This is a genomic window from Streptomyces sp. NPDC056479 (genome assembly GCF_042795335.1).
Taxonomy (GTDB): Bacteria; Actinomycetota; Actinomycetes; order Streptomycetales; family Streptomycetaceae; genus Streptomyces.
In genome coordinates, this window is sequence record NZ_JBHTRZ010000004.1 from 257,552 (window position 1) to 283,149 (window position 25,598).

The window sequence follows — 25,598 nt, forward strand, 5'->3', positions numbered from 1 at the left end:
CCACGGGCGGCGCTGCCCGTCCCCAAGAGAGAGTGTGAGAGTGCTCGTACTCGTCGCTCCCGGCCAGGGCGCCCAGACGCCCGGCTTCCTGACCCCCTGGCTCGAACTGCCCGGTGCCGCCGACCGTCTCGGTGCCTGGTCGGACGCCATCGGACTGGACCTCGCCCACTACGGGACGCAGGCCGACGCCGACGCCATCCGGGACACCGCCGTGGCGCAGCCGCTGCTCGTCGCCGCCGGCCTCCTGTCCGCCGCGGCACTCGGTGCCTACCCATTTGCCGCTGACGCGGCGGGCACCCCGGGTGCCGTCGCCGGCCACAGCGTCGGTGAGATCACCGCGGCCGTCTACGCGGGCGTCCTCGACGACACCGCCGCGCTGGCCCTCGTGCGCAAGCGGGGCCTGGCCATGGCCGAGGCCGCCGCGATCACCGAGACCGGCATGTCGGCGCTGCTCGGCGGCGACCCCGAGGTCAGCGTCGCGCACCTGGAGAAGCTCGGCCTGACCCCGGCGAACATGAACGGCGCCGGGCAGATCGTGGCCGCGGGCACCATGGAGCAGCTCGCCGCCCTCAACGAGGACAAGCCCGAGGGCGTGCGCAAGGTCGTCGCGCTGAAGGTCGCCGGTGCCTTCCACACCCACCACATGGGCCCCGCCGTCGACGCGCTGGCCGAGGCCGCCAAGGAGATCGTCCCCGGCGACCCGAAGGTCACCTACGTCTCCAACAAGGACGGCGGGACGGTGGCCGGCGGCGCCGAGGTGCTGGAGCGCCTCGTCGGACAGGTCGCCAACCCGGTCCGCTGGGACCTGTGCATGGAGACCTTCAAGGAGCTCGGCGTCACGGCCCTGATCGAGGCGTGCCCGGGTGGCACGCTGACCGGTCTGGCCAAGCGCGCGCTGCCGGGTGTGAAGACCCTGGCGCTCAAGACCCCCGACGACCTGGACGCTGCTCGCGAGCTCATCGCAGAGCACGCCTGACAAGGAGCCCGGAGCATGGCGAAGTTGAAGCCCAGCAAGGGCGCCCCGTACGCACGCATCCTCGGTGTGGGCGGTTACCGCCCGACGCGGGTCGTGCCCAACGAGGTGATCCTGGAGAAGATCGACTCGTCCGACGAGTGGATCCGTTCGCGCTCCGGCATCGAGACGCGGCACTGGGCGAACGACGAGGAGACCGTCGCCGCGATGTCGATCGAGGCGTCCGGCAAGGCGATCGCCGACGCCGGGATCTCCGCCGAACAGATCGGCGGCGTGATCGTCTCGACCGTCTCGAACTTCCGGCAGACCCCGGCCGTCGCGACCGAGATCGCCGACAAGCTCGGCACGAACAAGGCCGCCGCCTTCGACATCTCGGCCGGCTGCGCGGGCTTCGGCTACGGCCTGACGCTCGCCAAGGGCATGATCGTCGAGGGTTCCGCCGAGTACGTCCTCGTCATCGGCGTGGAGCGGCTGAGTGACCTCACCGACCTGGAGGACCGGGCCACGGCCTTCCTGTTCGGCGACGGCGCCGGCGCGGTCGTGGTCGGCCCCGCCCAGGAGCCGCACATCGGCCCGACCGTATGGGGTTCCGAGGGCGACAAGTCCGAGACGATCAAGCAGACGGTGCCGTGGGACCAGTACCGGATCGGCGATCTCTCCAAGCTCCCGCTGGACAGCGAGGGCAACGTGAAGTTCCCCGCGATCACGCAGGAGGGCCAGGCGGTCTTCCGCTGGGCCGTGTTCGAGATGGCGAAGGTCGCCCAGCAGGCGCTGGACGCGGCCGGAATCAGCCCGGACGACCTGGACGTCTTCATCCCGCACCAGGCCAACGAGCGGATCATCGACTCGATGGTGAAGACACTCAAGCTGCCGCAGCACGTCACGGTCGCCCGCGACGTGCGCACCACCGGCAACACCTCGGCCGCCTCGATCCCGCTCGCGATGGAGCGGCTCCTGGCGACCGGCGAGGCGAAGAGCGGCGACACCGCACTAGTCATCGGATTCGGGGCGGGTCTCGTATACGCCGCCACGGTCGTTACTCTCCCCTAGGCACTCCGTGCCGGATCATGCGATCCGGCACGGAAGAAACGCACCACCTGCCGCTGCCGCGGCGGGCGCCAAACCCTCTGAGATATCTACGAAGGAGCGCCAAGATGGCCGCCACTCAGGAAGAGATCGTCGCCGGTCTCGCCGACATCGTGAACGAGATCGCCGGCATCCCGGTTGAGGACGTCCAGCTGGACAAGTCCTTCACCGACGACCTGGACGTCGACTCGCTGTCCATGGTCGAGGTCGTCGTCGCCGCCGAAGAGCGCTTCGACGTCAAGATCCCCGACGAGGACGTCAAGAACCTCAAGACCGTCGGTGACGCGACCGACTACATCCTCAAGCACCAGGGCTGATCACCGATCAGGCCTCTGGGCTGACTGCCCCGCCACCCGGCGGTGGCGCCGCTGAATCCTCGTATCCGTTGGAGAAAGAATTCCCGTGAGCTCGACCAATCGCACCGTGGTCGTCACCGGTATCGGCGCAACCACACCGCTGGGTGGCGACGCAGCCTCTACCTGGGAGGGCCTGATCGCCGGCAAGTCCGGTGTCAAGCCCCTGGAGCAGGAGTGGGCCGCCGAGCAGGCGGTCCGTATCGCCGCGCCGGTCGCCGTGGAGCCGACCGAAGTCATCCCGCGGCCGCAGGCCCGCCGACTGGACCGCTCGGCGCAGTTCGCGCTGATCGCGGCTCAGGAGGCCTGGAAGGACGCCGGGTTCGAGGCCAAGGCCGGCGAGGACCCGAACATCGACCCTGACCGTCTGGGTGCCGTCATCGCTTCCGGTATCGGCGGCGTGACGACGCTGCTCGACCAGTACGACGTGCTCAAGGAGAAGGGCGTCCGCCGCGTCTCCCCGCACACCGTCCCCATGCTGATGCCGAACAGCCCCTCCGCCAACGTGGGTCTGGCCGTGGGCGCCCGTGCGGGCGTGCACACGCCGGTCTCGGCGTGCGCGTCGGGTGCCGAGGCCATCGGCTACGCCATCGAGATGATCCGTACGGGCCGTGCCGACGTCGTCGTCGCGGGTGGCACGGAGGCGGCGATCCATCCGCTGCCGATCGCCGCGTTCGGCAACATGATGGCGATGTCCAAGAACAACGACGACCCGCAGGGCGCGTCGCGTCCCTACGACGTCGCGCGCGACGGCTTCGTCCTCGGCGAGGGCGCCGGCGTGGTCGTCCTGGAGTCCGCCGAGCACGCCGCGCGGCGCGGCGCCCGTGTGTACGCCGAGGCGGTCGGCCAGGGCATCTCCGCCGACGCCCACGACATCGTGCAGCCCGAGCCCGAGGGCCGGGGCATCTCGCAGGCGCTGCAGAACCTGCTGGAGCGCAACGACCTGAACCCGGCGGAGATCGTGCACGTCAACGCGCACGCGACGTCGACGCCGGCCGGTGACATCGCGGAGCTGAAGGCGCTGCGGAAGGTGTTCGGCGACGACGCCGACCACATGGCGGTGTCCGCGACGAAGTCGATGACCGGGCATCTGCTGGGCGGTGCCGGTGGTGTCGAGACCGTGGCGACGGTGCTCGCGCTGTACCACCGGGTCGCTCCCCCGACCATCAACGTCGAGAACCTCGACCCCGAGGCCGAGGCGAACGCGGACGTGGTCCGCGGTGAGGCGCGCAAGCTGCCCGTCGAGGGCCGTATCGCCGCGCTGAACGACTCGTTCGGCTTCGGCGGGCACAACGTGGTGCTGGCGTTCAGGACGATCTGAGAAGCATCCGTACGTACGTGAAGGGCCCCCGCCTCGAAAGGTGGGGGCCCTTCACGTGTCCGAACCTCAGACCACCTGGTGCAACCAGCGCACCGGCGCTCCCTCACCCGCGTACCGGAACGGCTCCAACTCGTCGTCCCACGGCTTGCCCAGGAGCTTGGCGATCTCCGCCTCCAGGTCCGTCTCGCCGCGCTGGGACCTCGCCAGCGCCGCGCGCAGACGGTCCTCCGGGATCAGGATGTCGCCGTGGATGCCGGTCACCGCGTGGAAGATGCCCAGCTCGGGAGTGCAGCTGTAGCGCTCGCCCTCGGCGGTGGGGCAGGGCTCGGCCGTGACCTCGAAGCGCAGGAGGTGCCAGCCGCGCAGGGCCGACGCCAGCTTGGAGGCCGTGCCCGCCTCGGCCTGCCAGCTGAACTCCGAGCGCCAGGTGCCGGGCGCGGCCGGCTGCCGGATCCAGTCGAGGTTGACGCGTGTGCCGAGCACCCCGGCGACGGCCCACTCGACGTGCGGGCACAGCGCGCGCGGCGCGGAGTGCACGTACAGAACTCCACGTGTCGTCACCGGTACCTCCGGGCAGAGCGGACATCTTGCGAACTGGCGGACGATCGTGGCCGGGCAGCCACGTTGATGGCGAGGCTACCGTGCGGCGGCGCAAGGAGTGTGACGTACCGTCCGTCCCGGTGCCGTGAAACGTCCGTCATTCACCCGGGGGGACGCTTGTACGGGTGTGAGCCGTTGCATGACGCGGGTGGGAACCCTCGTGCGTTGTCATGGGTTGGAGACATCAGTGGGTGGAGCCGACCGGGACGAGCGAGGGAATGGACCAGGGCATGCGGAAGCGACGGCACCTTTCACTGGCTGTGTTCGCCGCCGTGACCGCGGCCGTTGTGGGCGCCGCCGGCTGTGACGCCGTCGGTGGCGACTCGCCGGCGCCGTCCGGCAGCGAGGCGCGCGGCGCCCGACCGTCGCCGAAGCCGACGCCCGTCTGGGACCGCAGCCCCGCCTCGGTCGCGGCCGTCGGCGACTCCATCACCCGTGGTTTCGACGCCTGCAGTGTGCTGTCGGACTGTCCGGAGGTCTCCTGGGCGACCGGCAGCAGTCCGAAGGTCGACAGTCTGGCGGTACGGCTGCTGGGGAAGGCGAAGGCGGCCGAGCGGAGCTGGAACTACGCCGTGACCGGGGCCCGTATGACGGACGTGGCCGGGCAGATGGCCCAGGCGGTCACTCGTAAGCCGGAGTTGGTCGCGGTCATGGCGGGGGCGAATGACGCCTGCCGGGCGTCGACCGACGCCATGACGTCGGTGGCCGACTTCCGGACGCAGTTCCAGGACGCGATGAGCACGCTGCGCAAGTCCCTGCCGAAGACCCAGATGTATGTCGCGAGCGTGCCGAGTCTGATGCGGCTGTGGGAGCAGGGCCGGACGAACCCGCTGGGCAAGCAGGTGTGGAAGCTCGGCATCTGCCCGTCGATGCTGGGCGACGCCGACTCGCTGACGGCGGCGGCCAACGAGCGGCGCGAGACGGTGCAGGGGCGGGTCGAGGCGTACAACACGGTGCTCAAGGAGGTCTGCGAGAAGGACCTGCGGTGTCGCTTCGATGACGGGGCGGTGTACGAGTTCCGCTTCGACGGCCAACAGCTGAGCCAGTGGGACTGGTTCCATCCGAGTGTCAGCGGTCAGGCACGGCTGGCCGAGATCGCCTACCGGACGGTCACGAACTAGTGTTCCGCTCATGAGCGAACACTTCGGCACACTTTCCGACGGCACCGAGGTCCACCGCTGGACCCTGGAGCGTGCGGGCGTACGGGTACGGGTGCTGTCGTACGGCGGGATCGTGCAGTCGCTGGAAGTGCCGGACCGGAACGGGCAAGCGGCGAACGTGGTGCTGGGGTTCGCCGCTCTGGACGGCTATCTGGCCCAACCGGGGCCGTATCTGGGCGCTCTCATCGGCCGGTACGCCAACCGGATCGCGCACGCCCGCTTCCCGCTGGACGGTCTGACGTACGCGCTCGAACCCAACAACCCGCCGGGTTCCCTGCACGGCGGCGAGCGCGGCTTCGACAAGCGGGTGTGGGAGGTGACCCCGGTCGGGCACGGGCTGCGCCTCGAGCGGGTCAGCCCGCATGGCGAGGAGGGCTTCCCGGGGCTGCTGGAGGTCGCGGTGACCTACACGCTCGACGCCGACGGCGCGCTGCGGATCGCGTACGAGGCGGTGACGGACGCGCCGACCGTGGTGAACCTGACCAATCACAGCTACTTCAACCTGGCCGGGGCGGGGTCCGGCGACGCGGGCGGCCATGAACTGCGGCTGGCCGCCGCCCGGTTCACCCCGGTGGACGAGGATCTCATTCCGACCGGTTCCCTGGACGAGGTCGCGGGCACCCGCTTCGACTTCCGTCAGGCACGGAAGGTCGGTGCCGGGTACGACCACAACTTCGTGCTCGACAAGGGGGTGACGGGAAGCCCGCGGGAGGTCGCCGAGCTGTACGACCCGTCGACCGGGCGGGCGCTGACGGTGGCGACGACCGAGCCCGGCCTTCAGCTCTACACCGCCGACCATCTGGCCGAGCCCTTCGCCCCCGGCGACGGCATCGCGCTGGAGACCCAGCACTTCCCGGACTCGCCGAACCGGCCCGGCTTCCCGAGCACGGTGCTGCGGCCGGGCGAGGTGTTCCGGTCGGAGACGGTGTACGACTTCTCGGTGCGCTGATCCACCGCACCCACGAGCCCCGGCCCGGGCGTCAGGACCGGACCGGGGCTGTTCCTGGGTACTTCTCCCGGATCAGACGTTAATCGTCGCCGTCACCCGACGGTCGGCGATCGAGCGTCCCACCTGGATCTCGTACGAACCCTTCACAAAAGTCCACGAATTGGTCGTGTCGTCCCACACTTCGAACGCCCGGCGCGGGATCTCGACCACGGCCTCGGCCCGCTCCCCCGGCTCCGCCGCCACGCCCGCGAACCCGGCCAGCCACCGCCCCGGCCGCTCGGCGTCCGGCTCGCTCGGCGCGATATAGACCTGTACGACCTCGCGCCCCGCACGCTCACCGGAATTGCGCACCCGGACGGTGACCGTGGTGCCCTGGACCTCGGCGGACTCATATGTCCAGTCGGTGTAGCCGAGCCCGTGCCCGAAGGGGTACGACGGGGCCCGGCCCGCCTTCTCCCAGGCGCGGTAGCCGATGAAGACGCCCTCCGTGTACGGCAGTTCACCTCCCGTGGGGACGACCTCGGTGACCGGGGCGTCGGACAGCGAGCCCCAGGTGGTGGGCAGCCGGCCGCCCGGCTCATGGGCGCCGGTGAGGACGTCGGCCAGGGCCGCGCCGCCCTCCTGTCCGGGGAACCAGCTGAGCAGCACGGCGGCGACGTCCTCGCGCCACGGCAGCTCCACCGGGGAGCCGGAGTTGACGACCACGACGGTGTGCGGGTTGGCGGCGGCGACGGCGCGGACCAGTTCGTCCTGGCGGCCGGGCAGCGTCAGGTCCTTTCGGTCGAAGCCCTCGGACTCGACGCGGTCGGTGGTGGCGACCACGACGACGGCCGTGTCGGCGCCCCGGGCGGCCTCGACGGCCTCGGCGATCAGCTCGTCGGGGTCGCGCTGCGGCTCCTGGTGGGCGAGGGTGAAGCCGACGACCTTCATCGGGATTCCCTCGGGGAACGCGACGACGTAGGTGAGGGAGACCTCGACCGGTTCGCCGGCGGTGAGTTCGGGCTGGGCGCGCGGGACGGGGGCGCCGAAGAAGGTGATGAACGGGTCGTCCCTGTCGGGGCGCTGGACGTCGTCGTAATACGTCGTGCCGTCGACGGTGAGCCTGAAGGCACCGATGCCCTTGATGCCGAAGGTGTGCGGGCCGGTGTCGCGCGGGGTGAAGGTGCCGGTCAGCTCGACGGTGTGCAGGGTGTCGTGGGTGACGCCCTCGGGGAGGTCGGAACCCATCCACTGGATCTGCCCGTTGGGGGCCGATCCGGTGCCGATGACGTTGCCCTCCGTGTCCCGGCACACGGCGCGAAGCTCGAAGCCCTCGTCGGCGACCCCGAGTTCGGTGTTCGGGTCGGCGCCGACCGTGTACGTGAGGGTGCCCTCGGGAAGCGCGGCGGTGAGGCCGTCGAGCGGGGAGACGATCCGGGCCGGGAAGACCGTCGCCGAACCCCCGCCGAGGACGCGGGCGTCGCGGGCGGCGGCGCCGATGAGCGCGACCGTGCCGTTCGGCCGGAGCGGGAGGGCGCCCTGGTTGCGGACCAGGACGAAGGAGCGGCGGGCGATCTCGCGGGCCAGTCCGGTGCCGTCGACGGGCTCGGGAAGTTCGGTGACGACCGGCTCGGCGCCCTTCAGGATGCCGACGCGGGCGGCGAGCCGCAGGACGTTGCGCACGGCCTCGTCGACCTTGGCCTCGGCGGTCTTGCCGTCCCGTACGGCCTGGGCGAGGGCGTCGCCGTACACCGTCCGCGGGCCGGGCATGGCGACGTCGAGACCGCCCTCGATCGCGCCGACCGTGGACCTCGCGGCCATCCAGTCGGAGACGTTGTAGCCGTCGAAGCCCCATTCGCCGCGCAGGACCTCGTTCACGAGGTGGTGGTGCTCGCTCATCGTCGTGCCGTTGACCGTGTTGTACGCGGTCATGATGCCCCAGGGGTGGGCGTTCTCGACGATGATCTCGAAGGGTGCCAGGTAGAGCTCGCGCAGGGCGCGTGCGCTCACGGTGTTGTTCACCGTGAAGCGGTCGGTCTCGGCGTCGTTGGCGACGAAGTGCTTGACGGTGGTGCCGACGCCGCCGGACTGGACGCCGCTCACATAGCCCGCGCCGATCGTCCCCGTCAGATACGGGTCCTCGCTGTACGCCTCGAAGTGGCGCCCGCCGAGCGGGGAGCGATGGAGGTTGACGGTCGGGGCGAGGAGCACATGGACGCCCTTGCGGCGGGCCTCCTGGGCGAGGAGGGCGCCGGCGCGACGGGCGAGGCCGGGGTCCCAGGCCGCGGCGAGGGCGGTGGGCGAGGGCAGCGCGACGGACGGGTCGTCGGCGGTCCAGCGCACGCCCCGGACGCCGATCGGGCCGTCGGACATGACGAGCGACTTCAGACCGATCTCGGGGAGCGCGGGCAGGGTCCACATGTCCTGGCCGGAGAGCAGCCGCGCCTTCGCGTCGAGGTCGAGCCGGGCGAGGGCCGCCTCGACCACCGCCTCGCGTGCTTCGTCGGCCGGGGTGCGGGTTCCCGCCATCGCGGTGCCTCCTCGTTGAGTCCGGGCTGTGCCTCCATCCTGCATCGGCTACCTGTAGACCGGTAGGTTTCGTTATCTTGCTGTAATATTAACCCAACGACGATGTCGTACGGTGACGCCATGAACGCGAGGGTCAGGAGCGAGGAGCGCCGCGCCGAGATCGTCCGGGCGGCCCTGGAGGTGATCGCCGAGCGCGGTTACCGGGGCGCGAGCCTGGGCGCGGTCGCGGAGCGGGTCGGGCTCACCCAGCAGGGGCTGCTGCACTACTTCCCCACCAAGGACGCGCTGCTCGTCGCCGTGCTCCAGGAGCGGGACCAGTGGGACGCCGTACCCGACACCCGGTGGCGGGTCGACCTGCTCTCCTCGCTCGTCGAGTACAACGCGATGCGGCCCGGCATCATCCAGACCTTCTCGGCACTGCTCGGCGAGAGCGTCACGGAGGGGCATCCGGCACGCGAGTACTTCACCGAGCGCTACACCCGGGTCCGGGCCAGCATGGCGGAGGTACTGCGCACCGAGTACGGCGACCGTCTGCCGAACGGCCTGACGCCCGAGCGCACGGCTCCGCTCCTGGTCGCCGTCATGGACGGCCTGCAGTACCAGTGGCTCCTGGACCCCGAGTCGGTGGACATGCCGGGGGCCTTCCGGGACTTCCTCAGTCTGCTCGGTGAGGACTTGGACTGACGGCCGCGACGACCTCGACCTCCACGAGCGCCTCCGGCCGGAAGAGCCTCGGCACCTCGAAGGTCATGCTGGTGGGCGGGGTGCCGGTGAGGAACTGCCGCCGTACGGTGCCGTATTCCTCCAGGGTGCCGATGTCGGTGAGGCAGGTGCGGATGTTGATGACGTCCGCGAGGGTCGAGCCGTGGGCCGCGAGCAGCGCGGCGATCGTCTCGAAGACGCCGTGGGTCTGCTCGGCGACGGTGGCGCCCTCGGCGATCTGTCCGGAGACGAACAACAGGGCGCTGCCGTCGGCGTGTTCGACGCGGGCGACCTGGGAGTAGTACGGGCTGAGGGGCTGGGGCGCGGAGGCGGGGTTGCCGATGGTGATCTGCATGTCGTCGACGCTAGGTCCGCACTTGTGATGCGACAAGCGAATGTCCAGCATGGCTGTCATGCCGAATCAGCATGAGTTTCCCGAGGTCTCCTCCGTGTGGCTGAGGGCGTTCCTGGAAGTCGCCCGGCACGGCTCTTTCACCGTCGCCGCGCGGACCCTCGGGTGGACGCAGTCGGCGGTGTCCCGCCAGATCTCCTCGCTGGAGGGGGTGTTGGGCGGGGGGCCGCTCTTCGACCGGCTGCCCCGGGGCGTGCGGCTCACCGAGGCCGGCCGGGTTCTCGTGCCGTACGCGGAGGCCGTCGCCGAGTCGTTGCACGGGGCGGTGCGGGAGCTGGCCGCGCTGCGTGAGGTGGCCGGCGGGCGGCTGCGGTTCGGGGCCTTCGCCACGGCCGACGCGGGGCTGGTGCCGCAGGCGCTGGCCGCCTTCCGCGCGAGGCATCCGCGCGTCCACGTGACCCGTGAGGAGGGCTTCACGCCCGCCCTGCTGGACCGGCTCACCGCGGGTCACCTCGATCTGGCGGTCGTCTCGACGACGGGCCGCGCGCCGCTGGAGGCGTACGAACTCCACCATCTCCTCGACGAGTCGCTGTACGTCGCCGTCCCCGCCGCGCACCGCCTGGCCCGGCACGAGGGTCCGGTGCGGCTCGGTCGACTCGCCGACGCCGACTGGATCTCCGGCAGCTCGCGCCCCGAGGGCACCCTCCTCGACGCGGCGCTGCGGCAGGGCTTCCGGCCACGTGTCGCGCATGTCGTCGGTGAGTGGACCGCCAAGCAGGGGTACGTCGCGGCCGGCCTGGGCGTCGCTCTCGTGCCGGCGCTGGCCGCCGCCTCCGTGCGTCCCGACGTCCGGCTGGTGCCGGTGCTGGACGAAGGTGGTCCGGCGCGGGCCGTGTACGCGGCGACGGTGCGGGGGCGGTCGTTGTCGGCGGCCGGGGAGGAGTTCCTGGGGGCGTTGCGGGAGGCCGCGGGGACGGTGTGAGCCCGCACCATGGCGTGGACCACTCCCGTCACGCGATACTTCCGGCGTCCCGCACGACGCACGCACTGCGCCCCCACCGTGACGGAAGGACCGTAACTCCCTTGAATTCCATACGTGTTCGGATCGGCGTCCTCGGACTGGCCCTGCTGGCCGGCCTCTCGGCCCCGACGGCGGGGAGCGCTGTCGCCGCCGGGACGGCCGCCGCGACGCCGACCGTCGAGGAGCAGCGGCTCGAGAAGGCGGTACCGCAGGAGATACTGCGCCGCTCCGGGTTCGATGCCGCCGCGGCGGAGTTCGCCCGTGATCTGAAGGCGGCTCGCTCCTACGCGCAGGCCAGTCGCGTCGTCGCACGCGAGGGGTCGGCGCTGTGGCGGAGGGCCGTCGACCGGGCGCAGGGGCGGGGGCCGGTGGGGGGTGATCTGAGCCGGGACGACGATCGGCCGTTGTACTGGGCGCGGTTGTCGATGACGCGGGATGTGCGGACCTGGGAGCCGGAGTTCGGGCTGAGCGACGGGCAGCGGGGTGCGCTGCTGGACGCCCTGGAGCGGACCTCGCGCGGGCAGAGCGACATCCGGTATCCGCGCGGCGGGCTCAAGCGGGTTCTGGTCACCGGGTTCGATCCGTTCACCCTCGACCGGGACATCCGTATCTCCAATCCGTCCGGGGCCACGGCGCTCGCGCTCGACGGCACGGTGATCGAGACGGCGGACGGGCCGGCGCGGGTGGAGACCGCCGTGTTCCCGGTGCGCTGGCGGGACTTCGCCGAAGGGACGGTGGAGCGCACGCTGCGGCCGTATCTGAAGAACGTCGATCTGTTCACGACCGTGAGCCAGGGGCGGGTGGGGCGGTTCGACGTCGAGCGGACCAACGGGGCCTGGCGGGGTGGCTTCCCGGACAACGAGAACGTCTCCCGCACCGAGACCGTCCCGGTGACCGATCCGGCCTCGCAGCCGCAGTGGACGACCACGACGCTGCCGTACGCCGCGATCGTCGCCGCGAACACCGGGCGGTTCCCCGTGTACGACAACACCGGCGTGACCGAGATCCCGGCGGGCGGCACACAGGCCGTAGTGCGGCCGGACGGGCCGACGCCGGGCTCGACCGCGCGGGCCGGGGGTGGTGGGGACTATCTCTCCAACGAGATCGCGTACCGGGCGACGCTGCTGCGGGACCGGCTGGGACTGCACGGTGCGCTGCCGGGCGGGCATGTACACACGCCGGTGCTGCAGTTCGGGGCGGGCAACACGGACCCGGGGACGGGAGCGGTGACGGATCCGGAGTTCGTGCGGAACCGGCTGGACATCATCGCGCAGGTGCGGGGGATCGTGGGCGTGGCGCTGGAGGCGACGTCGGCGTCGTAGGCAAGCGGCATTGTCGTTGCCGTCGTCTGGGGGCTGCCGCCCCCGGACCCCCGATTCGGCCCTGAACGGGCCTCGTCCTCAAACGCCGGACGGGCTGGAAGATGCCGACCGGTGCTGAGTGGTGTTCGTCGGCTGCCCGTCCGAAGGGGCCGCCTCCTCCCCTCCCCTGCCTTCCACGGTCTCCTCCCCCAGCAACTCCCGCGCCATCAGCGTCGCCCCCGCCACCGCCCCCGGCATCAGGAACACCGCCACGAACGGCACCAGGAAGGCCAGGCCGAGCGGGGTGCCGAAGCCCCAGATCAGGGTCTTGCGGGAACGGAGGAGGGTGAGGCGGTCGCGGAGTGCGACGCGGCGGCGTTGGAGGGCCACCGCGGTGAGTTCCTCGGTGAGGAAGAAGCCGGTGACGAAGAAGCCCATCACCGGTACGACCGTCTGGCCGACGACCGGGATGAAACCGAGGGCGAAGAGCAGTACGCCCCAGACGAGGGCGCGCAGCACGATCCGCAGGCTGTCGCGGGCCGAGATCAGCAGCTCGCGCCAGAGCGGCAGGCCGGACTCGGGGGCCGTGCCGTCGGGAGAGACGTCCCGGTCGACCTTCTCGGAGAGGTTCTCGTAGAAGGGCTGGCCGATCAGCAGGGTGACCGCGGTGAAGGTGAGGACGGCGAGGAGCAGGCCCAGGGCGAACAGGACGGCGGTGAGGAAGCCCCGGAAGACGCCCTGCCAGGGGCTCGACCAGTCGTCGGCGAACGGCGTCGACCACGCCACGAAGTCCTCGCCCCAGAGCCCGAGGGCGACCAGCGCGCCCGCGTAGAGCACCAGGGTGATCAGGCCGGGGATCAGCCCGAACCCGTACTGCTTGCCATGCCGGGCCACCCATCGCTGGCCCTTGAGGAGATACCTGAAACCGGCCCCGAGATCGCGCATGGACCGAACTCTAGTCGGGGCTTGTCACACCGGAGTCACCGCCGGTTCGGGGCGCGGTCACCGTGAGCCCTGCGGTCACCTGGAGACCTAGGCGGGGGTTACGGCCACCACGACCCCCCGCTCCGCCGCCGGGCTCACCGCCGCCGACACCCGTACCGCCACTCCCCGCGCCACCCGCCCCGCGTTCGACGCCCCGGCGAGCAGCATGGGCTGTATCCGCTCCAGGCCGACCACCAGCATCTCCTCGCCGGCGATCAGTACCGGTCGGGCCGCCTTGGTCGTCGCCGCGGCCGCCTCCGTGAGGTCGGCGAGGGGCGGGAGGGCGACGCGGACGACGTTGGCCCCGGCGGCGGCCGCGCGTTCGGCCAGGGCCACCTGGAGCGGCATCAGGGGCGCGAGTGCGGCCGTCAACGCGTCGGCCATACGGCGCAGTTCGGGGGACGACTCGCGCAGGACCTCCGCGGCGGCGCGGAGCAACGGGGTCACGGCGAGCAGCAGGCCGGCCGCCACGCCCGCCGAGGCGGGCAGCAGGGGCGAGGTCGCCTCGACGAGTTCGCCGAGCGCCGTCGCGAACTCCTCGATCGCCGGCTCCACCGCGTCCAGTACCGGCAGCAGGCTGTCGCCCAGGGCCGCCAGCAGGGCCTGCGCCGGTTCGCTCACCGGGTGGACGGCGAGTGGCGCGCCGCTGGTGCCGAGCCGGGTGAGGGTCTCGACGACGCGGTAGAAGGCCTCCTGGGCCTGCGGTGACGCGCTCGCCTCGGCCAGTTCGGCGGTGGTCCTCCGCAGCACGCGCAGGACCTCGGCGCCCGATCCGTCCCTGGGGTCGAAGGTGTTGATCGCGATACGGGTGATGTTCCCGGCCGTGTCCAGCAGTTGGCCGGTGATGTCGGTCGTGCTGCGTGCCATGCGCAGTACGTCGTCCCTGCTGGGGAGCGAAGGGATCGTTGCCATGGGGTCACCCCTCTTTGGGTCGGCTCACTCGTGCCTCACACACCCGGTGCCCTCAGCATGCCGCCTCCGTCTGCCCGGAGATGCGCCATCCGGGGCATCCGAGACACCAACTCCCTCTTGTTGCGGTTGAGTCGAACAGGTACACCTCGCCGTACCGATCCAAGGGAAGTTCCGGAGGAGGTACGCGTGCGCACCACGAGAGCCGTTCCCGCGAGACCCGTACTGCTCATCGCCCTCGCCCTCACCACGGCGGGCTCCCTGCTGCTGGCCACCCCGTACAGCGCCACGGCGAAGCCCCGGCCGCCCCGGCCCCCGGTCCATCGCGAGGCCGCGCTCGATCAGGACGCCGCCGCACGGACACCCGTGAGCGCGGCCCAACAAGCCCTCGCCGGCGCCGGGGCGGCCAACGAGGCCGGCTCCGAGGCGGTGCTCGGCGACGACGACCGCGGCTACCCTCGCCGGCAGGTGCTCGCCCCCGACGCCGAGAACCCGGCCGACAAGTCCATCAAGCTCGGTCTCACCCCGTACCACGCCATCGCGCCGAAGCTGAACGCCCTGCAGGCCCTCGGCGACCGGGTGAGCGTCGAGGTCGCGGGCCGGTCGGCCGGCGGGCACCGGCTGTATCTCGTCACCGTCACCGCCCCGGAGAGCGCCCGCCAGGCCCGCGCCCAGGCGCGGATGCGCGAGCTCATCGATCACGCGCCCGCCGTCGCCGCCAAGTCCTCCGAGATCGAGCGGGCCTACAAGGCCCCGGTCTTCCTGAACAACAACATCCACGGCAACGAGTGGGAGGGCACCGACGCCTCCCTCCGGCTCATCGAGCGGCTCGCGACCGCGCAGGACGGCCGGACGCGCGACCTCCTCGCCCACAGCCGGCTCTACTTCAACATCACCGCCAACCCGGACGGCCGTATCGCCGGCACCCGCGCGAACGCGAACGGCTTCGACATGAACCGGGACTTCGCGACCGCCTCGCAGCCCGAGGTGCGGGCGATGCGGCGGATCATGGTCGACAAGCAGCCGGCCGTGATGCTCGACCTGCACGGCTACGTCAACGGCACGCTCATCGAGCCCACCACTCCCCCGCACGGCGAGAACTACGAGTACGACCTCTTCCTGAAGAACACCTACGCCAACGCCCTCGGCATGGAGACCGCCGTCAACGGCCTCGGTTACACGCCGGACGAGGACGGCGTCGAGCCCGCGCAGATCCCGTTCCGCGACCAGGACGAGGGCTGGGACGACTGGCCGCCGATCTTCACCCCGCAGTACGCGGCCTTCCACGGCACGGTCGCCGCGCACACGGTCGAGATCCCGATGCGGGTGAACGGCTCCGACTACGACACCCTGCCGGTGACCGAGCTGCGCCGCCGCTCCGCGATCAACGTCGACGTCGCCGGGGCCGCCCTGCGCGCCACCCTCGACTTCGTCCGGACCAAGCGCGCCTCGCTCGTCGCCGACCAGATCGAGGTCTTCCGGCGGGGTGCGGCCGGGGCGGCCCAGGTGCCGGTGTCGCCCGAGACCGTCCCGGGTGTCCCCGGTATCGGCCCCGAGGACGTCTACACCACGGCCTTCCCCCGCGCCTACGTCATCCCGGCCGGCCCCGGGGGCCAGCGCTCGGCGCCCGCCGCCGCCCGTCTCGTCGACCACCTTCTCGCCAACGACGTCCGCGTCACCCGCGCGCTCCACTCCTTCCGGCTCGGCGGACGGACGTATGCGAAGGGCTCGTACGTCGTCGACATGCGCCAGTCCAGGCGGGGCCTGGCGAACGCGCTGCTCGCCGACGGCCGGGACATCAGCGGCAAGGTGTCGGTGATGTACGACATCTCGGGCTGGAGTCTGGGCCGGCTGTGGGGCGCGACGGTCGAGCCCGTGACGCGCGGGAGCCTCGCCGGCACCCCGCTGCGGCCGGTGTCGGCCGCCGCCCGGGTCGGGTACGTCGCCCCGCGCGGCGATCTGCGGCTGCGCCTGGACGACCCGCGCGAGCTCGCGGCGCTCAACACCCTGCTCAGGGACGGCGTTCCGGTGCGGCGGGCGGCCGACGGGAGTGCGATCGTCCCGGCGTCGGCACGTACGAAGGCCGTGGCGGCCGCGAGGACGTACGACGTCGCCTTCGACGCCACGACGGTCAGGGGCACGACCCCGCTCCACCGCACCCGCGTCGCCGCCGCCGTCACGCCGGGTGAGCTGCTGGCGCTGCGGGAGATGGACTTCGCGGTCACACCGGTCTCGGCTCAGGTGCTGAACGCCGGGTTCGACTGGTCGTCGGTGGATGTGCTGTTCGTGTCGGCGGGGCTTGCGTACGGCGACCTGAGCGGAGCCGCCCGTACGGCACTGGACGCCTTCCTCGACGGGCACGGTCTGGTCGGCCGGGGCGCCACGGGCGCCGCGCTCAACACGGCGGCCGGACTGCTGGCCGTGAAGCCGGTCGAGGGCAACGGGGACGCCAACGGTGTGGTGCGCGTGGTGAATTCGGGCAGCCTCCTCATGCGGGGCGCACCCTCGCACGGCTTCGTCTACGCGCCGGTGTGGTTCACCGACCTCGGTCCGGACGTCCGGGTCGAGCAGGCGTACGCGACCGGCGATCCGCTGGTCTCCGGGCACTGGCGGCCGTCGCGGGACGGCGCCGGCGGGCCCTCGGACGCGGCGGGACAGCCCGCGGTGGTCAGCGGTCCGCGGGCGGTGCTGTTCGGCACCGAGCCGCTGTTCCGGGATCATCCCAAGGGGGAGTTCGCCCAGGTGGGACGGGCGTTGTTCGGCATGGCGCAGGCCAGTGGCAGCAGATGAGGAGAGCGGATGACGCAAGGGATCCACGGCACCGTCGCGGACGGCTTCGAGCCGGTGCGCGAGGAGTTCGCCGCGTTCGTGGCGGGGGAACTGCCCGACTACGAGGGACAGTTGTGTGCCTATGTGCACGGCCGGAAGGTCGTCGACCTGTGGGCCGGTGACGGCTGCGAATCCGACTCCCTCTACGGCGTGTTCTCCTCCTCCAAGGGCGCCGCGCACCTCGTGATCGCGCTGCTCGTCCAGGAGGGCACGCTGGAGCCGGACCGGAAGGTGACGTACTACTGGCCGGAGTTCGGGGCCGAGGGCAAGGGCGCCATCACCCTGCGCGATCTGCTCGGACACCGGGCCGGGCTGGTCGGGCTGGACGCCGGGTTCAGCAGGGCCGAGATGGCCGACGACCGGGCCATCGCCGAGCGTCTCGCCGACCAGCGGCCGTTCTGGCGGCCGGGCACCGCCTTCGGCTATCACGCGTTCGTCATCGGCGCGCTCACCGGCGAGGTCGTACGGCGGGCCACCGGCCGTACCCTCCAGGAGGTCTACGAGGAGCGGATCCGGGCCCCGCACGCCCTGGACTTCTACCTCGGGCTCCCCGAGGCGCTGGAGCCGCGCTACCGCTCCGTGCAGCCGATGGCGCCGACGCCGCCGCAGCAGGCGGTGCTGGACTCGGCGCCGACCGGGCCGCACACACTGGCCTCGATCGCCTTCAACACGCATGTGCCTGAGCCGGGGCAACTGGCGGACTACCCCAACTCCCGTGCCGTGCGGGCGAGCGGGCCGGCTTCGGCGGGCGGTGTCGCCTCCGCGCGCGGGCTCGCCGGAATGTACGCGGCGGCAGTCAGCGAGGTGGACGAGCGGCCGCCGCTGCTGAAGCCGGACACGATCGCCGAGGTAGGCCAGATCCACTCGGCCGGCTACGACCTGGTGCTCAGGACGCACAAGTCCTTCGGCCTGGGCTTCCAGGCGGTGTCCGACACCTGGTACCCCTTCCTGGGCGCGGGCTCCTTCGGCCACAGCGGCGCGGGCGGTTCCCAGGCCTTCGCGGACCCCCGCAGCGGTCTGGCCTACGGCTACACCCGCCGCCGCTGCGCCTTCCCGGGCGGGGCGGCGCCGGAGAACGAGCGGCTGGTGCGGGCGGTGCACCGGGCGGCGCTGGCGAGCTGAGACGGCGTGCAGGACGGAGGCCGCACCCCACGTCCAGGGGTGCGGCCTCCGTCGTACGCAACGAACCGTGTCAGACCAACGTCACGGTGATGTTGCCGCGCGTCGCCTTCGAGTACGGGCAGACCTGGTGGGCCTTCTCGATGAGACCCTTCGCGGTCTGCGCGTCGACGTTCGGGATCTCCGCCGAGATCTCCACGATGATCCCGAAGCCGTCGTCGTTCTTGCCGATGCCGACCTTCGCGGTGACGGTCGAGCCGGAGACGTCGGCCTGCTCCTGGCGGGCGACGACGCCCAGGGCGCCCTGGAAGCAGGCGCTGTAACCGGCCGCGAACAGCTGCTCCGGGTTGGTTCCGGCGCCGCTGCCGCCCATCTCCTTGGGCGGGTTCACCACGACGTCGAGCTTGCCGTCGTCGGTGGCGACCCGGCCGTCGCGGCCGTTCTCGGCGGTGGCGACGGCGGTGTAGAGGACGTCGGTCTGCTGGATGGACATGCGGTGTCTTCTCCTCCTCGGTCCGCCGCGACTCGCGCCCACGATCGACGACGGTTTCGGAAAGAAGTTACCGCATGCCGGAAATTCAGCACAGACCCCGCAGGCCCTACAGCTTGACGATCATCTTTCCGGTGTTGTCGCCGCGCAGCACCCCGAGGAACGCCTCCAGGTTGTTCTCGATGCCCTCGACGACCGTCTCGCGGTACTTGAGCTGCCCCGAGGCGACCCAGGGGCCGACCTCCCGGACGAACTGCGACTGGAGGTCGTAGTGGTCGCCGACCAGGAGGCCCTCCATGCGGCCGCGGGTCGCGATGAGGCGGGCGAGGTTCTTCGGGCCGGGGGCGGGCTCGGTGTTGTTGTAGACCGAGATCATGCCGCAGATGGCGATCCGGCCATGGAGGTTGAGCTGCCCGATGGCGGCCTCCAGGTGATCGCCGCCGACGTTGTCGAAGTACACGTCGATGCCCTCGGGGGCGGCATCGCGCAGCTGCTCGTTCACCGAGCCGTTCTTGTAGTTGAAGGCGGCGTCGAAGCCGTACTCCTCCACCAGCAGCTTGACCTTCTCGTCGGACCCGGCGGACCCGATGACCCGGGAGGCGCCCTTGAGCTTGGCGATCTGCCCGACCTGGCTGCCGACGGCACCCGCGGCGCCCGACACGAAGACCGAGTCGCCCTCCTTGAAGGAGGCGGTGCGCAGCAGGCCGGCGTAGGCGGTGAGGCCGGTCATGCCGAGGACGCCGAGGTAGGTGGACAGCGGCGCGGCGTCCGGGTCGACCTTGACGGCGTGCTTCGCGTCGAAGGCCGCGTACTCGCGCCAGCCGAAGAAGTGCAGGACGTGGTCGCCGACCGCGATGCCCTCGGCGTTGGAGGCGACGACCTCGCCGACCGCGCCGCCCTGCATGACCTTGCCGAGCTCGAAGGGGGCGGAGTAGGACTTGGCCGCCGACATGCGTCCGCGCATGTACGGGTCCACGGAGAGGTACTTGTTCCGTACGAGCACCTGGCCCTCGCCGGGTGTCGGCGTCTCGGTCTCGACCAGGGCGAAGTCCTCGTCCTTGGGCCAGCCGACGGGACGGGAGAGGAGGTGCCATTCGCGGTTGGTCATGGGAGTGCGCCTTTCCGATTTACTTCAGCATCTGAAACAAACATGCTCCTGAATATTTCAGGATGTCAAGTAACGGAGGTACCCTGAGAGCATGGCCACTCCACACAAGACCCGCCGTCCGGATGAGCTGACCCTCGAAGTCGTCGACCTGATCGGCGCGGTCGTGGCCCGGTACCACGAGGAGTACGAGGAGGCCGCCGCCGAGCACGCCCTGACCGGCGCGCAGGCGCGGCTGCTGAGCCTGCTGTCGCTGGAGGCGCTGCCGATGCGGAAGCTGGCGCAGCGGCTGCGGTGCGAGCCGTCGAACGTGACCGGGATCGTGGACCGGCTGGAGGCGCGGGGGCTGGTGGAGCGGCGCCCGGATCCGGCGGACCGGCGGGTCAAGCTGGCAGCCGTCACCGAGGAAGGCCGTCAGGTGGCCCGCGGCCTGCGCGACTCCCTGCGCTTCGCCCGGGAACCGCTCGCGGGACTCTCCGACGAGGAGCGACTGTCCCTGCGGGAGCTGCTGCGGCGGATGCTGGGCGCGCAGACCTAGAGACCGTCACCCCCGGCAGGCGGCTTCCGGCCGGGAAGCACCTCACGGCCTCCCGATCCCCCACGCCGGCCCGGCCCGCTCCCTGCACCAGTCCCTGCGCTTCGCCACCGGAGCCGCTCGCGGGACTCTCCGACGAGGAGCGACCGTCCCTGCGGGAGCTGCTGCGGCGGATGCTGGGCGCGCAGACCTAGAGCCGCCCCCCGACAGGCGGCTTCCGGCCGGGGAACGCCTCACGGCCTCCCGATCCCCCACGCCGACCCGGCCCGCTCCCTGCACCAGTCCCTGCACTTCGCCACCGGAACCGCCCGCGGGACTCTCCGACGAGGAGCGACCGTCCCTGCGGGAGCTGCTGCGGCGGATGCTGGGCTCGCAGACCTAGAGACCGTCACCCCCGGCAGGCGGTTTCCCGCCGGGAAGCGTCTCGCGCCTCCTGATCACCCACGCCAGGAGGTGGCCCGCGGCCTGGCGGGCGGGATCTTGCGGACGCGGTCCAGGGCGGCCGGCCGGCGGCTCGGGGCTCCTGATCACCCACGCCGGGTGAGGACACCTCGGTCGGCGGCCTGCTGGCATGGCACGGGAGCCGTACCGGGCGAGGAGGGTGTCATGGCGCTGGAGTTCTGGGGGCGGATCGGGCGGGACGTCCGTGACTCGGTGCCGGACTGGGAGCCGTACCGGGAACCGCACGCCCCGAGCGGTGCGCCGAACGTCCTCTGCATCGTCTGGGACGACGTCGGCTTCGGAACCTTCGACTTCTTCGGCGGCCGGGTCCGGGCCCCGGCGATGCGCCGCCTCGCGGACACCGGGGTGCGGTTCACGAACTTCCACACCACCGGGCTGTGCTCACCCACCCGGTCCTGCCTGCTGACCGGCCGCAACGCCACCAGCAACGGCATGGCCTGCGTCACCGAGCTCACCAGCGGCTTCCCCAACTGCAACGGACGGATGCCACCGGAGAACGCCACCCTCGCCGAGGTGCTCGTGGAGCGGGGCTGGAACACCTACTGCGTCGGCAAGTGGCACCTGTGCCCGGCGGAGGAGTCCAATCTGGCCTCCACCAAGCGCCACTGGCCGCTCGCGCGCGGCTTCGAGCGGTTCTACGGCTTCCTCGGCGGCGAGACCGACCAGTACTACCCGCAGCTCGTCCACGACAACCACCCCCACCATGTGCGCCGGACCCCCGAGCAGGGCTACCACCTGTCGCAGGACCTGGCCGACCGGGCGATCGAGTTCATCCGCGACGCCAAGGTCATCGCCCCGGACAAACCCTGGTTCACGTATCTGTGCCCGGGCGCCGGACACGCGCCGCACCATGTGCCGCGGGAGTGGGCGGACGAGTACCGGGGGGTGTTCGACGACGGCTACGAGGTCTATCGGGAGCTGACCCTGCGGCGGCAGATCGAGCTGGGTCTGATGCCCGAGGGCACCGATCTCACCCCGGTCGATCCGCACGGCGGGCCGGATGCGCGCGGGCCGGGTGGAAGGCCCTGGCCGGCCGGTGAGTTCGTGCGTCCCTGGGAGAGCCTGGACGACGGCGAGCGGCGGCTGTTCGTGCGCATGGCGGAGGTGTTCGCCGGGTTCGTGTCCTACACGGACGCCCAACTCGGCCGCGTACTCGACTACTTGGCCGAGTCCGGGCAGCTCGACAACACCATCGCGATGGCGGTGTCGGACAACGGCGCGAGCGGCGACGGCGGCCCGAACGGCTCCCTGAACGAGAACGACTTCCTCAACGGTGTCCCCGAGGACCTCCAGGACAACGTCCGGCACCTGGACGACCTGGGCGGCCCGAAGACGTACAACCACTACCCGACCGGCTGGGCCTGGGCCTTCGGCACGCCCTTCAAGTACTGGAAGCGCTGGGCCTCCTACGAGGGCGGCATCGCGGCCCCCATGATCCTGTCCTGGCCGGCCCGCCTCGGTACCGCCGGCGGGATACGGCACCAGTACACGCACGCCGTCGACATCGTGCCGACCCTCTACGACCTGCTCCGCATCACCCCGCCCGAGACCGTCAAAGGGCATCCACAGGCCCCGCTGCACGGCACGAGCCTGCGGGCCGTACTGGAGGATCCCGCGGCGCCCGACCCCCGGGACACGCAGTTCTACGTCATGCTCGGCAGCCGGGGCATCTGGCACGACGGCTGGCACGCCGCGGCCGTGCACCCGCCCGCGCCGTCCGGCTGGAACTCCTTCGAAGACGACGTGTGGGAGCTGTACCACCTGCGCGAGGACCGCTCCGAGGCACACGACCTGGCCGCCCGGCACCCCGAGAAGCTGGCGGACCTCAAGCGCCGCTGGGAGCGGGAGGCCGAGCGCTACCAGGGGCTGCCCCTGGACGACCGTACGGCGACGGAACTGTTCAGCGCGCCACGCCCGAAGCTGTCCGAGCCGCGTGACCGGTACTTCTACTACCCGGACTGCGCGGATGTGCCCGAGTCGGTGGCGGTCGACGTCCGCGGCCGGTCCTACACCCTGGCCGCCGATGTGCGGCTGGACAGCCCGGAGGCCGGCGGGGTGCTGTTCGCGCACGGGGGCCGGTTCGGCGGGCACAGTCTGTATCTGCTCGACGGGTGGCTGCACTACGTCTACAACTGGCTCGGCCGCACGGAGCAGAAGGTCAGCTCGTCCGAGCGGGTCCCGATGGGCGACCACGTGCTGTCCGCCGCCTTCCGCGCCGACCAGCGCAAGGAGGACGGGCTCACGGTCGGGACGGTGACGCTGCTCGTCGACGACCGGGAGGCGGGGCGGCTGCGCATCCGCACCCAGCCCGGCAGGTTCGCGCTCGACGGCGAGGGCCTGTGTGTGGGCCGGGACAGCGGCCGGGGCGTCACCGGGGACTACGAACCTCCGTTCCGTTTCCTGGGCGGCACCCTGCGCCATGTCGTGGTGGGCGTCAGCGGACAGCCCTTCGCCGACCCGGAGAGGGAGGCCACGGGCACCTTCCTGCGGGACTGAGGAGAGCGGCCCCGTCGCGGTTCACCCGGCGCAGGTGATGCGGGCCCGAGGTGCGAGCGGTGGGATGCGGCTGTGGGCGATATGCGGAATCTCCCCCGGGCGTCCGGCGCGGCCGAGCGGCCGCGGGGAGCGGGGCCGAGGTGGACGGCGCGGCTGGCCCTGATCGTCGCCGCCGGGGCGCTTGTGCTGGTTCTGACGGCGGCCGGGGTCAACAGCCTCGGGCTGCTGGTCGTCGGCCTGGTGGGGCTCGGTGTCACCGCTGCCGCACTGTGGTGGACGCTCTCCCGGCGCGGTCTGGTGCGGGCGCTCGCCGCCGTGCTCGCGTTGCTGACGCCGGGCGGGGTGCTGCTGGCGTACGCGACGGTGGGCCTGCTGTGGGCCGTGCTGTCCGCCCTCGCGCTGTGGGCCGTCGCGGCGCTGATCGGGCGGGCCGCCCTCACGTCGGACGCCGGGCACGCGGAGCAACGGATCCGTTCGACGCCCCCGCCCAAGGCACCGTTCCTCATCATGAACCCCCGCTCGGGCGGCGGAAAGGTCGGCAGGTTCGACCTCGTGGCGAAGGCGCGGGCCCGGGGCGCCGAGGTGGTCGTGCTGGACCCGGCGCATCCCCAGGACGTCGAGGAGCTCGCCCGCCGGGCCGTCGCCGAGGGAGCCGACCTGCTGGGGGTCGCGGGCGGGGACGGCACCCAGGCGCTGGTGGCGGGGGTGGCCGCCGGGCACGGTCTGCCGTTCATGGTGATCTCCGCCGGCACCCGCAACCATTTCGCCATGGACCTCGGTCTCGACCGGGACGACCCCTCGAAGTGCCTCGACGCGCTGACCGAGGGCGTCGAACTCCGCGTCGACCTCGGCCTGATCGGTGAGCGCGTGTTCGTGAACACCGCGTCCTTCGGGGCGTACGCGACGGTGGTGCAGAGCCCCGCGTACCGCGACGACAAGGCGCGCACCATCCTGCGGGAGCTCCCGGACCTGCTGACCCATCACACGGGCCCACGGCTGTCCGTGCGGGCGGGGCAGGTGGCCATCGAGGCCCCGCAAGGCGTGCTGATCAGCAACAACCCGTATCAACTGGGGGACCCGGCCGGTCTGGGCCGGCGGCCACGGCTGGACTCCGGCGCCCTCGGCGTCCTCGGGGTCAGCGTCGACAACGCCGCCCAGGCGGCCGGTCTGCTGCGCGGCCGGCAGGCGCGCGGCCTGACCTCGCTGGCCGCGGACGAGGTGGTGGTCGACGCCGAGGCGTCCGACATCCCGGTCGGCGTGGACGGAGAGGCCCTTCGGCTGCCCGCCCCCGTGGTGTGCCGTGTCATGCCGGGGGCGCTGCGCGTCCGGGTACCGCGCGAGCGGCCGGGTGTACCCGTCTCGAAGCAGCCGGTCGACTGGCGGGCCCTGCGCCGGCTGGCGTTCGCACGCCGGACCGGGGGCAACGGCGGGTGACGTTCACCGCCGTGAACGACCACCGCCGCTCAGGTGCACCACCACAGGAACCGGTCGCACGTCTGCGTCGGTGTCGGATCCGGGGTCGGGTCCGAGGTGGTCGGTTCGGCCGTCGGCGTCGGGTCCTGGCCGGAGGTGGCCGTGGGAGTCGGGGCCGTGGATGTGCCGGTACCGCCGCCGGTCGCCCCGGACTGGGGGTCCTTGTCCGGGGTCTCGTCCTTGTCCTCGTCCTTCTTCTTGTCGTCCTCCTTGGCGGACTTGGACGCGGAGGGCGATGTCGAGGGGCCCTTCGACGACTCGTCGGAGTCCGTTCGCGGGGTCCCGCCCGTCGCGTCCGGCGACGGTGACACCTCCGACTCCGCGGCGCCCTCCGCCGACTCGTCCCCGGCGGCCGCCGGCCGGGGGCTGCTGCCCGGGGCGTCCATGCCGAGTTCGGCGAGGCTCAGGCCTCCGGCGGCCAGCACGAAACCGGCGGCTATCAGCAGGGTCCTGCGCCGCCTGCGCCGATGCGCGGCGGCCTTGCGATCGCGACGGCTCGCGCCGCCCGAACCGGACTCCTCGTCCGGATCGACGTCGTCCTCGTCGTCGTACTCGTCGTACTCGGCGTTCTCGTCGCTCTCCGCGTACTCGTCGGGCTCGTCGTAGGCGCGCCTGCGCCCGCGGCCACGCCGCTGCGCGGCCCGCCGTGCGGCCCGACCCCCGACCACCGCGACCGGCTCGGCCTCCGGGGCGTCCGCGGCCACTTCGGCGTCCTCGGAGCGCGGGTCGCCGCCGTACTGCGCCGCGTACCCCTCATGCCCCTCGTACGTCCCGTACGGGTTCTGGACTCCGGCAGCCCCCGCGGGCGCGCCCGCGGTGCGCTCGACCATCTGCGGGTACGCCTGGTTGGGGGCACCCGCGTACACGTGG

22 protein-coding genes are annotated in these 25,598 nt (G+C 71.8%); 14 read left to right on the plus strand and 8 right to left on the minus strand.

Annotated elements, in window-relative coordinates; all coding sequences use genetic code 11:
• Nucleotides 1-40 precede the first annotated feature (40 nt).
• From ACFQ6S_RS17720 to fabF, 4 genes are all read left to right on the plus strand, one after another.
• Entirely contained in the window at nt 41-976 is a 936-nt protein-coding gene (locus tag ACFQ6S_RS17720; RefSeq protein ID WP_383409930.1) for an ACP S-malonyltransferase, read from the plus strand.
• A gap of 15 nt (nt 977-991) precedes the next feature.
• Complete coding sequence (locus tag ACFQ6S_RS17725; protein ID WP_383409933.1) at nt 992-2,023, plus strand: ketoacyl-ACP synthase III; 1,032 nt, start codon at nt 992-994, stop codon at nt 2,021-2,023.
• A 104-nt stretch (nt 2,024-2,127) separates the two neighbouring features.
• On the plus strand, nt 2,128-2,376 hold the full coding sequence (locus ACFQ6S_RS17730) for an acyl carrier protein (protein ID WP_004001566.1): 249 nt from the start codon (nt 2,128-2,130) through the stop codon (nt 2,374-2,376).
• 85 nt (nt 2,377-2,461) lie between these two features.
• The gene (gene fabF, locus ACFQ6S_RS17735; RefSeq protein ID WP_383409937.1) at nt 2,462-3,733 is read left to right on the plus strand and encodes a beta-ketoacyl-ACP synthase II; all 1,272 of its coding nucleotides are present in this window, start codon (nt 2,462-2,464) and stop codon (nt 3,731-3,733) included.
• 66 nt (nt 3,734-3,799) lie between these two features.
• On the opposite strand, the gene ACFQ6S_RS17740 is transcribed toward fabF, so the two are convergent.
• Nucleotides 3,800-4,294: a DUF3145 domain-containing protein gene (locus tag ACFQ6S_RS17740; RefSeq protein WP_383409940.1), complete on the minus strand. Its 495-nt coding sequence runs from the start codon at nt 4,292-4,294 to the stop codon at nt 3,800-3,802.
• A 269-nt stretch (nt 4,295-4,563) separates the two neighbouring features.
• Here ACFQ6S_RS17740 and ACFQ6S_RS17745 point away from each other — a divergent pair, with 269 nt between their 5' ends.
• The gene (locus ACFQ6S_RS17745) at nt 4,564-5,454 is read left to right on the plus strand and encodes an SGNH/GDSL hydrolase family protein (protein ID WP_383409943.1); all 891 of its coding nucleotides are present in this window, start codon (nt 4,564-4,566) and stop codon (nt 5,452-5,454) included.
• Nucleotides 5,455-5,464: 10 nt separating this feature from the next.
• Nucleotides 5,465-6,442, plus strand: a complete 978-nt coding sequence (locus ACFQ6S_RS17750) for an aldose epimerase family protein (RefSeq protein ID WP_383409946.1) — start codon at nt 5,465-5,467, stop codon at nt 6,440-6,442.
• A gap of 72 nt (nt 6,443-6,514) precedes the next feature.
• Here the strand turns inward: ACFQ6S_RS17750 and ACFQ6S_RS17755 are convergent, their stop codons facing one another.
• On the minus strand, nt 6,515-8,950 hold the full coding sequence (locus ACFQ6S_RS17755; RefSeq protein WP_383409948.1) for a beta-glucosidase: 2,436 nt from the start codon (nt 8,948-8,950) through the stop codon (nt 6,515-6,517).
• A gap of 102 nt (nt 8,951-9,052) precedes the next feature.
• Here ACFQ6S_RS17755 and ACFQ6S_RS17760 point away from each other — a divergent pair, with 102 nt between their 5' ends.
• The gene (locus tag ACFQ6S_RS17760; RefSeq protein WP_383409950.1) at nt 9,053-9,634 is read left to right on the plus strand and encodes a TetR/AcrR family transcriptional regulator; all 582 of its coding nucleotides are present in this window, start codon (nt 9,053-9,055) and stop codon (nt 9,632-9,634) included.
• Here ACFQ6S_RS17760 and ACFQ6S_RS17765 read toward each other — a convergent pair.
• Nucleotides 9,606-10,007, minus strand: coding sequence for a RidA family protein (locus ACFQ6S_RS17765; protein WP_383409953.1), 402 nt, complete (start codon nt 10,005-10,007; stop codon nt 9,606-9,608). The genes ACFQ6S_RS17760 and ACFQ6S_RS17765 overlap by 29 nt on opposite strands.
• A 49-nt stretch (nt 10,008-10,056) precedes the next feature.
• Here ACFQ6S_RS17765 and ACFQ6S_RS17770 point away from each other — a divergent pair, with 49 nt between their 5' ends.
• Entirely contained in the window at nt 10,057-10,986 is a 930-nt protein-coding gene (locus ACFQ6S_RS17770) for a LysR family transcriptional regulator (RefSeq protein WP_383409955.1), read from the plus strand.
• A gap of 101 nt (nt 10,987-11,087) precedes the next feature.
• Nucleotides 11,088-12,347 carry a pyroglutamyl peptidase gene (locus ACFQ6S_RS17775; protein WP_383409959.1) on the plus strand — a complete coding sequence of 420 codons (1,260 nt, stop codon included), beginning with the start codon at nt 11,088-11,090 and terminating at the stop codon, nt 12,345-12,347.
• 78 nt (nt 12,348-12,425) lie between these two features.
• On the opposite strand, the gene ACFQ6S_RS17780 is transcribed toward ACFQ6S_RS17775, so the two are convergent.
• Nucleotides 12,426-13,271, minus strand: coding sequence for an EI24 domain-containing protein (locus tag ACFQ6S_RS17780; RefSeq protein WP_383409962.1), 846 nt, complete (start codon nt 13,269-13,271; stop codon nt 12,426-12,428).
• Between the two features lie 87 nt (nt 13,272-13,358).
• Nucleotides 13,359-14,222 (minus strand): hypothetical protein, encoded by an 864-nt coding sequence (locus tag ACFQ6S_RS17785; protein ID WP_383409965.1) that lies wholly within the window; start codon nt 14,220-14,222, stop codon nt 13,359-13,361.
• A gap of 186 nt (nt 14,223-14,408) precedes the next feature.
• Between ACFQ6S_RS17785 and ACFQ6S_RS17790 the strand changes: the two genes are divergently transcribed.
• Both ACFQ6S_RS17790 and ACFQ6S_RS17795 read left to right on the plus strand, forming a co-directional pair.
• Nucleotides 14,409-17,009, plus strand: a complete 2,601-nt coding sequence (locus ACFQ6S_RS17790; protein ID WP_383409969.1) for a M14 family zinc carboxypeptidase — start codon at nt 14,409-14,411, stop codon at nt 17,007-17,009.
• Nucleotides 17,010-17,018: 9 nt separating this feature from the next.
• Nucleotides 17,019-18,170 carry a serine hydrolase domain-containing protein gene (locus ACFQ6S_RS17795; protein WP_383409972.1) on the plus strand — a complete coding sequence of 384 codons (1,152 nt, stop codon included), beginning with the start codon at nt 17,019-17,021 and terminating at the stop codon, nt 18,168-18,170.
• Between the two features lie 70 nt (nt 18,171-18,240).
• Here ACFQ6S_RS17795 and ACFQ6S_RS17800 read toward each other — a convergent pair whose 3' ends face one another.
• Nucleotides 18,241-18,660, minus strand: coding sequence for an organic hydroperoxide resistance protein (locus ACFQ6S_RS17800; protein ID WP_383409975.1), 420 nt, complete (start codon nt 18,658-18,660; stop codon nt 18,241-18,243).
• 106 nt (nt 18,661-18,766) lie between these two features.
• Nucleotides 18,767-19,765, minus strand: coding sequence for an NADP-dependent oxidoreductase (locus tag ACFQ6S_RS17805; protein ID WP_383409978.1), 999 nt, complete (start codon nt 19,763-19,765; stop codon nt 18,767-18,769).
• Nucleotides 19,766-19,856: 91 nt separating this feature from the next.
• On the opposite strand from ACFQ6S_RS17805, the gene ACFQ6S_RS17810 reads away from it, so the two are divergent.
• The 3 genes from ACFQ6S_RS17810 (at nt 19,857) to ACFQ6S_RS17820 (ending at nt 24,689) form a co-directional block, all read left to right on the plus strand.
• On the plus strand, nt 19,857-20,300 hold the full coding sequence (locus tag ACFQ6S_RS17810) for a MarR family winged helix-turn-helix transcriptional regulator (RefSeq protein WP_383409981.1): 444 nt from the start codon (nt 19,857-19,859) through the stop codon (nt 20,298-20,300).
• Between the two features lie 603 nt (nt 20,301-20,903).
• The gene (locus tag ACFQ6S_RS17815) at nt 20,904-23,255 is read left to right on the plus strand and encodes an arylsulfatase (protein ID WP_383409984.1); all 2,352 of its coding nucleotides are present in this window, start codon (nt 20,904-20,906) and stop codon (nt 23,253-23,255) included.
• Nucleotides 23,256-23,336: 81 nt separating this feature from the next.
• Nucleotides 23,337-24,689 (plus strand): diacylglycerol/lipid kinase family protein, encoded by a 1,353-nt coding sequence (locus ACFQ6S_RS17820; protein WP_383409987.1) that lies wholly within the window; start codon nt 23,337-23,339, stop codon nt 24,687-24,689.
• A gap of 29 nt (nt 24,690-24,718) precedes the next feature.
• Here the strand turns inward: ACFQ6S_RS17820 and ACFQ6S_RS17825 are convergent, their stop codons facing one another.
• A complete protein-coding gene (locus tag ACFQ6S_RS17825; RefSeq protein ID WP_383409990.1) occupies nt 24,719-25,594 on the minus strand; it encodes a hypothetical protein in 876 nt (291 codons plus the stop codon).
• Between the last annotated feature and the right edge of the window lie 4 nt (nt 25,595-25,598).